Here is an 11,658-nt window from a genome sequence, read left to right as displayed (position 1 = left end):
CTATCCTCGTCAGTTACTCGTCAGCAGCTTATCAGCCGCAGCACGCGCCTCATCGGTGATCACCTCACCTGCCAGCATGCGTGCAATCTCTTCACGGCGCTCAGTATTCGTCAGTTCCACCACCGTGGTTCGTGTGCCATCATCTATATCGCGTTTGGATATCTGTAGTTGCCTATCACCTCGCGCAGCCACTTGGGGGCTATGGGTCACAACAAGTACCTGTGCCCCTTCGGTTAGCCGTTTCAGGCGTTCGCCGACCGCACTAGCGGTAGCACCGCCAATGCCTCGATCTACCTCATCAAACACCATAACCGGCACACTTGTACCTTGCGCCAATACGACCTTGAGCGCGAGGATGAAGCGCGCGAGCTCACCGCCTGACGCAATCTTGACCAGTGGGCCAAACGGTGTGCCTGGGTTGGTTTTCACCTCAAACGAGACCCGGTCTGCGCCAAGCGCGGACCATTCTGCCTCTGGCAAGGCCTCGATGGCTGTGCGAAATATCGCTTTCTCAAGCTTAAGGGGCGGCAGCTCGCTTGTTACGGCCTTGTCTAGTTTTGCCGCTGCTGCCTGTCGCGCCCCTGTTAGTTTAGCTGAAGTTTCCAAGTATAGTGCGTTTGCAGCCTCTGCCCTCCGGCGGGCCTCCGCCACCATCTCATCCCCGGCTTCAGCAGCCTTCAAATTATTTTCAAGGCCGTCTAGCAGAGTAGCTAAATCATCCGGCTGGCAGTTATGTTTTCGCGCAAGTCGCCTGATTTCAAAGAGCCGCTCTTCAGCTCGCTCCAGCTCATCTGGGTCGAACTCCAGATCTCGTGCGAGCGCATCAAGTGCGGCCAAGCCCTCACCAAGTTCGATCGCAGCGCGATCCAGAGCCTCCATCACAGGTGCAAGAAGTTCTGCTACCTGCGTATCGGTACGTTCCATCCTGCGCAAAACACCGCGCACAATGGCATCAACCCCGCCGTCTGCAGCTAACGTTTCCTGATAGCCACCGAGGTCTTCCGCGAGCTTTTCACCTTGCATCATCAGGGCGCGGCGATCAGCCAGTTCCGTTTCTTCACCTGGCTGAGGTTTGAGCTGCCTCAACTCTTTCACAGCGTGCGCGAGAAACTCTTCATCTTTCTTGGCGTCAGCGAGGTCGCGCTCCGCCTGCACTAGCGCTTTTGCGGCAGCACGGCGGTCATCGTATGCGGATGCCACGGCGCGCAGTTCCTCTCCATAGCCCCCAAATGCATCAAGGAGCGCACGGTGCGCAGAAGCGTCTAGAAGACCACGATCATCATGCTGGCCATGTACTTCCACCAACAATGCACCGAGATCCGCAAGCATGCTTTGGCTGATTGGTTGATCGTTCGCCCACGCTCGACTGCGCCCATCTGACGTAATCTGCCGCCGAAGGATAATAAGGCCATCACCACCGTCCATGCCCTGCTCTTCCAAGAGAGCACAAGCAGCATGGGACGGTTCAACAGAGAAAACCGCAGAAACCACCCCCTTCTCTTGCCCTTGCCGCACCAACGCGCGGTCTGCGCGCGCGCCACTGGCGAGCCCAAGGCTATCAAGAAGAATGGATTTCCCTGCACCGGTTTCACCGGTCAAAACCGTAAGACCTGCCGCAAGCGACAGGTCCAACTTATCGATTAAAACGATGTCACGAATGCTGAGGCTTGTCAGCATCGCGTCCCCCCTGATGTATTAAAATGGCCAGATTTTACTTAGCCAGGATTTTTCGCTGTATTCTGGCACCATGTCTTCCCCGCTCAACAGCGCATAGCTGTACCGGTACCATTTGCTACCCGGGAAATTGTGCCCAAGAACGGCCGCAGCCATTTTCGCTTCGTCGTTGATCCCAAGCGCCAGATAGACCTCGACCAAACGGTGGAGCGCCTCAGGCGTATGGCTTGTGGTTTGATACTTCTCAATTACGCTGCGAAAACGACCCTCAGCCGCCAGAAACTCCTGCCTGCTTTGGTAGAACCGACCAACTTCCATATCTTTCCCGGCGAGGTGATCGCGGGTCAGGTCAAGCTTCAGCTTCGCGTCTTTCGCGTAAGCGGAGTCCGGATAGCGCCGAATAACTTCAACGAGCGAGTTTTCAGCCTCTGTCGTTTTATTCTGGTCCCGGCCGACATCCGATATCTGTTCATAGTGGCAAAGAGCGATCAGATAATAGGCATATGGGGCACCGCGGTTGCCGGGATGCAATTGCAAAAACCGCTGCGCCGCGAGAATCGCGTCATCATATGAGTTGGTCATGTAATGAGAGTACGCAGCCATAAGCTGTGCACGGCGCGCCCACACCGAATACGGGTGCTGCCGCTCAACTTCATCAAACGCCGCCGCTGCAAGCTTGTAGCGCTTCTTCTCAAGGCTATCCTGCGCAAGGTTATACAAAACCTCAACATCCCGAGCCACATAGCGGTCTTCATCATCTTTGGAACTGCACGCAACGACGCTTAAAACAAGCAAACTCAGTACAGTTTTCTTCAGCCAATTCGCTGTCATGGCAGTCTTTCACTCCCGTAATGAGAGAAATGTCCCCTTGCATTTCCCCCATAAGGTTATAATCTCGTATTCATGCAACCAATGGTATAATTTCACCAACCACTGAAGGAGAAACTGGCCGCATCGGCGTTGGCGAAATCTCTAGCACAGTAAGTCGCACGCGCCAACGGAGAATCCCATCGGCAAAACTGGAGCAAAATCTATGGCCAGACAAATTGACGAAATTGAGGACGGCATGCTGGAACTTTCTGCCAGAAAAGCTGACCTTATTGATAAACACGTTGGGCGTCGTCTTCGCGACAGGCGCCGTACACTTGATCTTTCACAGCAGGATATCGCCAACATTCTGAGCATCTCATACCAACAGGTGCAGAAATATGAAAGCGGCCTCAACCGGGTGAGCGCGGGGCGTCTGTATCTGCTCGCGCACATCATGCACACGGATGTTGGGTATTTCTATGAGGGCTTGCCTTCAGGGGACGAGATCCTCTCCGGTAGGATCACGGAGATGGACCTCATTATCCCCGAACTTGAGACACTGCCGAGCGCAAACGTACGAGATGCGCTGAGCGACCTCGTACGTGCTATCAAAGAATCAAAGATGCTGAGCTAACCAGCAGTTCAGGGAAGGCCTATCAGGCTTTCCCTTTGACCAACGCATCGTAATCAAACATCAGCGTTTTGGTCATTTCCCCAACTTCAAAGTTATAAGGGCCGATTTCGGACAGTGGCGTTACCTCCGCAGCCGAACCCGTCAGGAAGGCTTGCTCAAAACCTGCCATCTCGTCCGGCATAATCGCGCGCTCAACCACCTTGATTTGACGCTTCTTAGCGAGGTCAATCACCGTGCGGCGGGTAATACCATCAAGAAAACAATCTGGCTTCGGTGTATGCAGTTCACCGTTCTGCACGAAAAAGATGTTCGCGCCTGTCGCCTCTGCTACCTGCCCGCGATAATCGAACATCAACGCATCATGATAGCCTTTCGCCTCTGCCGCGTGTTTCGACATGGTGCAAATCATATAAAGGCCGGACGCTTTCGCATTAGTAGGTGCTGTATCCGGGGCTGGACGACGCCAGGTTGAAATATCGAGCCTCAACCCTTTCAGGCGTGCTTCCGGCGAGAAGTATGACGGCCATTCCCATACAGCGATTGCAGCATGAATGGTGTTCTGCTGGGCGGAAACCCCCATCATTTCGCTACCGCGCCAAACAATCGGCCTGCAGTAAGCGTCAACCAGTTCATTCTTCTCAAGGAGGGTCTTACAGGCGTTGTTGATATCGTCCTGCGTATAGGGGATTTCATATCCGAGGATTTTTGCTGAGTTAAAAAGCCGTTCTGTATGCTCTTTCAACTTGAAGATGGTGCCATTATAAGCACGTTGGCCTTCAAAAACTGCGCCGCCATAATGCAAGGCGTGCGTCAGGACATGCGCGTTACACTCTCTCCAAGGCAGATACTCGCCATCCATCCACATCCAGCCATCACGGTCATTATAGGGCGCACTTGCCATTTCTGTTCTCCGAAAACACCAAACACATAAGAATATGTCTCTTTTTACTTGATCGGTGTAACATTCTGTCATTATTATGTCAACAAAGCTGACATAAATTCATCTGAGCAGATATGCAACGAAAACTACCACAATCCAACCTTTATTTACGCGAGGAAGAGCTTCGCCGCGGGGTTGAGCTTCTGTATTTCGCATACCGGGATTTCACGCGGGATCCTGATGAAATTCTGGCGCAATCACGCTTCGGTCGCGCCCATCACAGGGTGCTCTATTTTGTGGGACGCAACCCAGGCACCACGGTATCAGGCCTATTGAACCTGTTACGCATCACTAAACAGAGCCTGTCACGCGTTTTGGGACAACTTGTGGAAGACGGCTATGTCCAGCAAGACGCTGGCCTTGAAGACCGCCGCCAAAGACTTCTTTACCTCACGGAGAAAGGCAAGGCTTTCGAAAAAGAGCTGTTTGAAAGTCAGCGTCACCGGGTGGCTGAAGCCTACAAGCGCGCCGGACCTGAGGCTGTGGCGGGCTTTTGGGAAGTTCTTCTCAACATCGTAGATACTGAAGAACGCGAAGCTGTCCTCCGCCAGATTGAAAAATAAGACAATTGCGGGCATGATGGGGAAAGAAGGAAATCCTCATCAATGATTGAGCTTGCACCGGAATTTGACGAATTTCGAAAGTGTTGGGAAACACTGCCGCGTACCTCGCACCCTCTAATACCCGCCAAACGAGATATCACCCCTGCCCGCATGGGAGAAATGTTGCACTATATCGGTATCGGCGAGATGCGGGGGCATGAAGATATGCAAGTGCTGTTCTACGGGGCCGGTATTGAGCGGGTTTCAGGCATCAAGGTAACTGGTAAGAATTATTATGATCTCCTGCCTTCGGCCTTTGTGAAACCACTTTCGGTTTTTCATGCTTATATTCTTGGTACTCCTTGCGGTGCTTTTGTGAGCGATGTCATTGCCACACCTTCTGGCGCCAGATACGAATATCAATCACTGCAGTACCCTCTTGCGGACGACCACGGTGAAGCCAAATACCTACTGGTGTATGGCCGGGCACGCATCCCCTATGATGACAATAGCGAACGCGAAAGCGCGAGCTTCCACCGGGATAGCATCAAGGACATGCACTATATTGACCTTGGCGCGGGGGCGCCTTCTGCCTGTATTGAGAATTTCATATTTCACCGCTGATCCAATTGCTGCTCGATGCCGTACGTTCTTCCAATGCAGTGCATTGGCTTCACGCCGCTAAAAATGCTGGAGAATAACTCGCAACCGCCCTATGAAGGGGCATCACAAAACACGAGGTATTAGACACATGGTAATCGACGAACGGCTGCTAACAGGCTACCGCACCTTTCGCGAGGAAACGTTCGAACGTGATCGCGCCCGCTATGAAGAACTAGCGTCAGAAGGACAAAGCCCACATACTCTTGTTATCGCTTGTTCTGACAGCAGGGTTTTACCCCAACACATTCTCACATCTGGCCCTGGTGACCTGTTTGTTGTGAGAAACGTTGCCGCGATGGTACCGCCTTACGAGCAGGATGAAGGGCACCACGGGACATCCGCTGCGATCGAATTTGCGGTTACCGTGCTTGAAGTTGCGAACGTTGTTGTGATGGGCCATGCCGGGTGTGGCGGTGTTGCCAGCGTTATTGACCGCAACATGCCCGCAGACAGCTTTGTAGGCCAATGGATGCGCCCTCTTCATAGCTGGATGGATACCCATGGCGATAGCCTCGCAACGAAGGACCCCGAAAAGCGCAAACAACTGCTTGAGCGCGCGGCCATCCATCTGTCGGTGCAGAATCTTATGACCTTCCCGTTCGTGAAGGAGAGAGTTGGTGCCGGCAGCCTTGCGGTTGAAGGGCTACTGTTCGACATTCACACAGGCGACCTTGCCGAAGTTGTTGCGAAACATGATACCGCCTTTGATCTGGTATCGGTTCTTGAAGGCCGTGGCTGAGACCCAAGAAAGCATCGCTTGCTGGGCTGAAGAAACCTTCGGCCCAGTCAAGGATCAGACCGTTCTTGTCCGGCGCGCGATGGATGAGATGGAAGAGCTTATTGCGGCCACCGAGATGGGCGACAAGGACGAGATCGGGAAAGAAACAGCTGACATCGTCATCCTTCTGTACCGCCTTCTGGAACTAAACCAGCTTGACCTTAGCAAAGAAGTAACCCGCAAGATGGCTGAAAACCGTGGCCGGCAGTGGCACGCAAAGGGCGACGGCACAGGCAAGCACATCCCCTCCAAGTCCGTAGGCTAAACACCCGGGCATCTCCCGCGCGATTAAGGCGGGCTGATCAGAAGTTATTTTTTAACCGTCGCGATACATTCAATCTCGACCCTGGCGCCAAGCGCCAAACCTGAAGCCCCCATCGCGCTGCGCGCGGGAAACCGGCCTGAAAAATAGGTGCGATACACTTCATTCATCGCGGCCCATTCTTTAATGTCCGCCATCATAACCAGGCATTTAACCACGTGGTTCATATCGGAACCGTTGGCTTCAAGCGTCGCCTTGATATTATCCATTGTCTGTTTGGTCTCTGGGCCAATGCCGCCAGGCACAAGTGACATGGTCCCCGGCTTTGCGCCAAGTTCCCCTGATAAATAGAGCGTGTCCCCCACCCGGACCGCTTTTGAAAAAGGCAAGCTTGCCTGTTCATTTTCGGCAAACGCACCAAAACTGCCCATAACTGCAAACATACCTGCCAGAACAATATTTTTCATATCTTCCCCCTGAATCTGTTTATGGCAGATTAAATGGTTTCGAGTGTCGTGCCAAAAGAAAAGGGGCCGCCCGCTGGGCAGCCCCTATTATCTCAAGTTTCTCAGGAGACTTATTTGTCTTCGTAGAAGTTTTTACCGCTCTTTACCGGCTTCCAGATCTTCTTCATGGAGAAGTATAGGATGATAGTAAGGATGCCGAGGAACAACAGCACTTTAAGGCCCATGTGGTGACGCGCTGTAAGCTTAGGCTCAGCCACATACATGAGGAAGTTGGTCACATCCTTTGCCATCTGCTCAGGTGTTGCGGCAGTACCGTCTTCATATTCAACGATACCTTCTGCAAGTGGCGGCGCCATGGAGATCGCTCCACCCTTGAAATAAGGGTTATACTGCTTACCCGCAGGCATATCACGGCCAGCCGGCGCATCTTCATAACCAACCAGAAGGCTATAGATATAGTTTGGGCCGTCGTGACGAGCTTTCGCCATCAGTGAAAGATCAGGTGGCAGCGCACCACCGTTGGATGCACGAGCCGCATTATCGTTCGGGAACGGGCTTGGGAACGCGTCTTCAGGACGAGCTGCACGAACAGTCGGGTCGCCAGCATCATCAATTTCACCAGCCACTTCGTACTCAGCAGCCCATGCCTTGATCATATCTTCCTCGTAACCAAGATCAGCAAGGTTACGGAAGCGGAAGTACTTCAGGCTGTGGCATGCAGAACAAACTTGCTTGTACACCTGCCAACCACGCTGGGCAGATGACATGTCCATCTTGCCGAACGGGCCTTCAAACTCCCATTCCATCTGCATCGGGTGCTTGTCCGCACCGGCCCCGAAAGACGCCCCAGCAAAAGCCGCAGCAGCGGTCAGGGCAATCGCAATGTTCTTAACTAGTTTCATCGTGAATCCCCTTACTCAGCTGCTTTTACAACTGGGTTGGCAATGCTTTCTGGCAGTGGCAGCGTTTTCTCGATCTTACCGAGAAGCGGCAGAATAACCAGGAAGTGAGCGAAATAGTAGATCGTGCCAAGCAAACCAACGAGCGGCCAGATGCCTTCTGGTTTCTTGCCGCCAACGATCGTGAGCACGAACATGTCGATCACGAGGAAGAGGAAGAACCAGCGGAAGGTTGGCCGGAATTTGCCGGAGCGCACTTTGGAAGTATCAAGCCATGGCAGGAAAAGCCACACAAGGATCGACGCAAACATTGCCAGCACGCCCAGAAGCTTAGCTTCAATGAACACGATATCAGTGAACGGGATACCCAGGTCAAACGTGATCGAGCGCAGGATCGCGTAGAACGGCAGGAAGTACCATTCCGGCACGATGCTGTCCGGCGTAACCATCGAGTCAGCAGGGATATAGTTATCCGGGTGGCCCAGCGCGTTTGGCATATAGAACAAGAATGCGGCAAACACGAGGAAGAACACGCCCGCACCAAATGCGTCTTTAATCGTATAAAACGGGTGGAACGGAATCTGGTCAGCGCCTGACTTCACCTCAATACCCAGCGGGTTGCCACTGTCGGAGATTTTCTTCGCCCACAGGTGAAGAATAACCACACCGGCAATCACGAATGGCAGCAGATAGTGAAGGCTGAAGAAACGGTTCAATGTTGGGTTATCAACCGAGAAACCGCCCCAAAGCAGGGTCACAATGCTCTCACCTACCACAGGGATAGCCGAGAAGAGGTTCGTGATCACAGTTGCACCCCAGAAGGACATCTGCCCCCAAGGCAATACGTACCCCATGAAAGCAGTCGCCATCATCAGGAGGAAGATCACAACACCCAGCATCCACAACACTTCGCGCGGCGCCTTATAGGAGCCGAAATACAAACCGCGGAAAATGTGGATGTATACGGCAATAAAGAAGAAGGACGCACCGTTCGCGTGCATGTAACGAATGAGCCAACCGTAGTTCACATCGCGCATGATACGTTCAACACTATCGAACGCCATGGATGTGTGCGGTGTATAGTGCATAGCAAGCACGATACCGGAAATGATCTGAACTACGAGCATCAGGCCCGCCAGGGACCCAAAGTTCCACCAATAGTTCAGGTTGCGAGGTGTAGGCGTATCAGGGCCTACAACATTATTCACCAGCGAGAGTATCGGCAGGCGTTCTTCAACCCATGCAGCAACAGCATTTTTGGGTTTTGCAGCATTCCATTCAGCCATGACTTGCCCCCTTACCCGATCTGGAGTGTTGTATCAGAAAGGAAGGTATACGTCGGCACCTCAAGGTTCTTTGGTGCCGGGCCCTTCCGAATGCGGCCCGAGGTATCATAGTGTGACCCGTGGCAAGGGCAGAACCAACCGCCAAACTCGCCGCGCTCATCACCTGACTTGGTGCCAAGAGGCACACAACCAAGGTGCGTACACACGCCCATGACAACGAGCCAGTCAGCGTGGCCTTCCTGAACACGCTCGGCATCGGTTTGCTTGTCAACCAGCGCTTCCAGCGGAACTTCGCGTGCGGTTTCAATTTCAGCAGCGGTACGGTGCCGGACAAAAACCGGTTTCCCACGCCACTTGAGTACCACAGCTTCCCCTTCGCCAATAGCGCTGAGGTCTACTTCCACCGATGCCAGCGCGAGTGTATCCGCCGCTGGGTTCATCTGGTCAATGAAAGGCCAGGCCGCCATTACAGCGCCCACACCGGCCATACCCGCGGCCGCTACGTGAAGAAAATCCCGCCGTGTGGCGTCGTCTTCTGCTTCGATAGTCTCGTTGATAGTGCTCATCTAATCTTCCCTGACAGGAACGTGATGCGAAAGGCGATCAGTCGTCTGATTCCCGAACGTAATTCTACCTCTGCATGGTGGCAAATCTCTGCGTCACAAGGCCGCAGCGTCGCCAGCCATAAACTCTACCGCCAGACAGCCCCTGCCCAGCGAATTGGGATTGGTTTAGTCGGACGCGCGAAAAGAGGCAAGGGTTTATCCTCCGATTTCCTAAAAAAATGGCAGAAAATTGTCCGCTTGAATAGTGTGTCATTGCATCATGAGGGGAGAGAATATAGCTTGCGCGCCATGGAAATAGCGCTTTTTCAACCCGATCAACCACAAAACACCGGCACGCTGCTGCGGCTCGGCGCCTGCATGGATGTGCCCGTGCATATTATCGAGCCCTGCGGCTTCCCCTTTTCCCACCGGGCATTAAAGCGCTCGGCGATGGATTACGCAGAGGCGGTAATAATGATACAGCATGTTGACTGGCAGGGGTTTGAGGAAGCTCGGAGGGCCAGCGGACAGCGGCTTATCCTCTTGACCACAAAAGGCGAGACTGCATACACCGACTTCGAATTTACGACTAATGACATCCTGATGGTGGGCAGTGAATCGTCAGGTGTCCCCGAAATCGTACACAAAACCGCAGACGCCTGTGTTGTGATTCCCATGGATGCAAAAATGCGCTCGATCAACGTCGCTATCTCAATGGGGATGGTTCTAGGCGAAGCCCTACGACAAACAGGCACATGGCCCAAAGGAAATTAGTATGGATATCGAAGACAAAAAACAGGCCGCTGCGGCATGGTTTCTGAAACTCAGAAACGATATCTGTGCCAGCTTCGAGGCCATAGAGGATGACAACGAAGGTCCCCTATCAGATCGAACGCCAGGACGGTTTGAACGCAAAACCTGGGATCGCACCAACCAAACAGATGGCGCCGAAGGCGGCGGCGGCACCATGTCAATCATGCGGGGCGGACGAGTTTTTGAGAAAGTGGGTGTAAATATCTCCACAGTGCACGGGACTTTCACACCGGAATTTGCCAAGAGCATACCAGGTGCGGACAAAGACCCACGCTTTTTCGCCACCGGTATATCCCTCGTCGCTCATATGAACAGCCCACGTGTACCTGCTGTGCATATGAACACCCGCTTTATTGTGACCACTCAGCACTGGTTTGGTGGCGGCGCCGATCTGAATGCGCCTCTTCCGATCGAACAGGATACCGCCGATTTCCACAAAGCTTTCAAAACATGCTGTGACAGTCATGGACCAGACTACTATGAGCGCTTCAAAAAATGGTGCGACGAATATTTCTACATTCCGCACAGGAACCGCGCGCGGGGCGAAGGCGGTATTTTCTATGACAGGTTAAACACCAACGCCTGGGATGCAGATTTTGAATTCACCAAAGATGTGGGGCGAACTTTCAACGATGTATACCCTATGCTCATTCGTCGACATATGAACGAAGCTTGGACAAACGAAGAGCGCGAAAAACAGCTGGAATATCGCGGATATTATGCCGAGTTCAATCTGGTCTACGACAGAGGCACCACCTTTGGCCTTAAAACCGGGGGCAATGTAGAAGCCATCTTAATGTCCCTGCCCCCTGAAGCCAAATGGCCCTGACAGAGCTCAGTATATACGCCGCCCTCTTCCTCAACGCATTTGTGGCAGCGACGCTGCTGCCGGCAATGTCCGAGCTTACCCTCGCATCGCTTCTTCTTGCTGAAACTGGAGCCCCTCTCGGCCTTTTCATCGTGGCCACACTTGGCAATGTAACTGGCTCATGTCTCAATTGGTGGCTCGGGCACCGTATCACCCAATACCAGAACCGGCGCTGGTTTCCTTTCACTCCCAGTCAACTTGAGCGCGGGCGCAAATATTTCGAAAGATTCGGAAAATACTCACTGCTTTTTGCGTGGCTTCCGGTAGTTGGCGACCCACTCACTCTTGTCGCTGGAGTTCTACGCACTAAATTTCTCATTTTTCTGGCTCTGGTGTTCATTGGGAAAGCTGCTCGGTACGCAGTTATTGTTTTTAGCCTGACATCAAGTTAAGTATTGAATCACCTATACGAATCAATACCTTAGACCTTTAAAAAGCCTTTAAACTTACCTGAAACAATAATAGTGTTCGTAACCC

At 52.9% G+C, this 11,658-nt stretch carries 15 protein-coding genes; 8 read left to right on the top strand and 7 right to left on the bottom strand.

Annotated elements, in window-relative coordinates:
- Nucleotides 1-9: 9 nt before the first annotated feature.
- Both recN and ACN0XZ_RS15665 read right to left on the bottom strand, forming a co-directional pair.
- Complete coding sequence (gene recN / locus ACN0XZ_RS15670; RefSeq protein ID WP_417458734.1) at nucleotides 10-1,677, bottom strand: DNA repair protein RecN; 1,668 nt, start codon at nucleotides 1,675-1,677, stop codon at nucleotides 10-12.
- Nucleotides 1,678-1,695: 18 nt separating this feature from the next.
- Nucleotides 1,696-2,505, bottom strand: a complete 810-nt coding sequence (locus ACN0XZ_RS15665) for an outer membrane protein assembly factor BamD (RefSeq protein WP_417458733.1) — start codon at nucleotides 2,503-2,505, stop codon at nucleotides 1,696-1,698.
- Between the two features lie 202 nt (nucleotides 2,506-2,707).
- Between ACN0XZ_RS15665 and ACN0XZ_RS15660 the strand changes: the two genes are divergently transcribed.
- Nucleotides 2,708-3,118: a helix-turn-helix domain-containing protein gene (locus tag ACN0XZ_RS15660; RefSeq protein ID WP_417458732.1), complete on the top strand. Its 411-nt coding sequence runs from the start codon at nucleotides 2,708-2,710 to the stop codon at nucleotides 3,116-3,118.
- 22 nt (nucleotides 3,119-3,140) lie between these two features.
- Here the strand turns inward: ACN0XZ_RS15660 and ACN0XZ_RS15655 are convergent, their stop codons facing one another.
- On the bottom strand, nucleotides 3,141-4,019 hold the full coding sequence (locus tag ACN0XZ_RS15655) for a branched-chain amino acid aminotransferase (RefSeq protein ID WP_417458731.1): 879 nt from the start codon (nucleotides 4,017-4,019) through the stop codon (nucleotides 3,141-3,143).
- Between the two features lie 113 nt (nucleotides 4,020-4,132).
- On the opposite strand from ACN0XZ_RS15655, the gene ACN0XZ_RS15650 reads away from it, so the two are divergent.
- From ACN0XZ_RS15650 to ACN0XZ_RS15635, 4 genes are all read left to right on the top strand, one after another.
- Complete coding sequence (locus ACN0XZ_RS15650) at nucleotides 4,133-4,621, top strand: MarR family winged helix-turn-helix transcriptional regulator (protein ID WP_417458730.1); 489 nt, start codon at nucleotides 4,133-4,135, stop codon at nucleotides 4,619-4,621.
- A gap of 42 nt (nucleotides 4,622-4,663) precedes the next feature.
- Entirely contained in the window at nucleotides 4,664-5,224 is a 561-nt protein-coding gene (locus ACN0XZ_RS15645; protein WP_417458729.1) for a hypothetical protein, read from the top strand.
- Nucleotides 5,225-5,351: 127 nt separating this feature from the next.
- The gene (locus tag ACN0XZ_RS15640) at nucleotides 5,352-6,002 is read left to right on the top strand and encodes a carbonic anhydrase (protein WP_417458728.1); all 651 of its coding nucleotides are present in this window, start codon (nucleotides 5,352-5,354) and stop codon (nucleotides 6,000-6,002) included.
- Nucleotides 5,995-6,306, top strand: coding sequence for a nucleotide pyrophosphohydrolase (locus ACN0XZ_RS15635; RefSeq protein ID WP_417458727.1), 312 nt, complete (start codon nucleotides 5,995-5,997; stop codon nucleotides 6,304-6,306). Before ACN0XZ_RS15640 ends, ACN0XZ_RS15635 begins: the two co-directional genes overlap by 8 nt.
- Nucleotides 6,307-6,350: 44 nt before the next feature.
- On the opposite strand, the gene ACN0XZ_RS15630 is transcribed toward ACN0XZ_RS15635, so the two are convergent.
- The 4 genes from ACN0XZ_RS15630 to petA all read right to left on the bottom strand — a co-directional run bounded on the left by ACN0XZ_RS15630 (nucleotide 6,351) and on the right by petA (nucleotide 9,521).
- A complete protein-coding gene (locus tag ACN0XZ_RS15630) occupies nucleotides 6,351-6,746 on the bottom strand; it encodes a RidA family protein (RefSeq protein ID WP_417458796.1) in 396 nt (131 codons plus the stop codon).
- A gap of 134 nt (nucleotides 6,747-6,880) precedes the next feature.
- Complete coding sequence (locus tag ACN0XZ_RS15625) at nucleotides 6,881-7,672, bottom strand: cytochrome c1 (protein WP_417458726.1); 792 nt, start codon at nucleotides 7,670-7,672, stop codon at nucleotides 6,881-6,883.
- Between the two features lie 11 nt (nucleotides 7,673-7,683).
- On the bottom strand, nucleotides 7,684-8,955 hold the full coding sequence (locus ACN0XZ_RS15620) for a cytochrome b (RefSeq protein ID WP_417458725.1): 1,272 nt from the start codon (nucleotides 8,953-8,955) through the stop codon (nucleotides 7,684-7,686).
- An 11-nt stretch (nucleotides 8,956-8,966) separates the two neighbouring features.
- The gene (gene petA, locus ACN0XZ_RS15615) at nucleotides 8,967-9,521 is read right to left on the bottom strand and encodes a ubiquinol-cytochrome c reductase iron-sulfur subunit (RefSeq protein WP_417458724.1); all 555 of its coding nucleotides are present in this window, start codon (nucleotides 9,519-9,521) and stop codon (nucleotides 8,967-8,969) included.
- Between the two features lie 24 nt (nucleotides 9,522-9,545).
- Here petA and ACN0XZ_RS15610 point away from each other — a divergent pair, with 24 nt between their 5' ends.
- Genes ACN0XZ_RS15610 through ACN0XZ_RS15600 form a run of 3 tightly spaced genes read left to right on the top strand, consistent with a single transcriptional unit; the run spans nucleotide 9,546 to nucleotide 11,573 of the window.
- A complete protein-coding gene (locus tag ACN0XZ_RS15610) occupies nucleotides 9,546-10,274 on the top strand; it encodes a tRNA (cytidine(34)-2'-O)-methyltransferase (RefSeq protein WP_417458723.1) in 729 nt (242 codons plus the stop codon).
- Between the two features lies 1 nt (nucleotide 10,275).
- Complete coding sequence (gene hemF / locus ACN0XZ_RS15605) at nucleotides 10,276-11,142, top strand: oxygen-dependent coproporphyrinogen oxidase (RefSeq protein ID WP_417458722.1); 867 nt, start codon at nucleotides 10,276-10,278, stop codon at nucleotides 11,140-11,142.
- Nucleotides 11,133-11,573, top strand: a complete 441-nt coding sequence (locus ACN0XZ_RS15600) for a YqaA family protein (RefSeq protein WP_417458721.1) — start codon at nucleotides 11,133-11,135, stop codon at nucleotides 11,571-11,573. The genes hemF and ACN0XZ_RS15600 overlap by 10 nt, the downstream gene beginning before the upstream one ends.
- Nucleotides 11,574-11,658 lie beyond the last annotated feature (85 nt).

Origin of the sequence: Kordiimonas sp. (assembly GCF_048264555.1) — a bacterium.
Taxonomy (GTDB): Bacteria; Pseudomonadota; Alphaproteobacteria; order Sphingomonadales; family Kordiimonadaceae; genus Kordiimonas.
The sequence above is the reverse complement of the archived record's forward strand: the minus strand, read 5'-3'. Positions and strand labels throughout refer to the sequence as shown.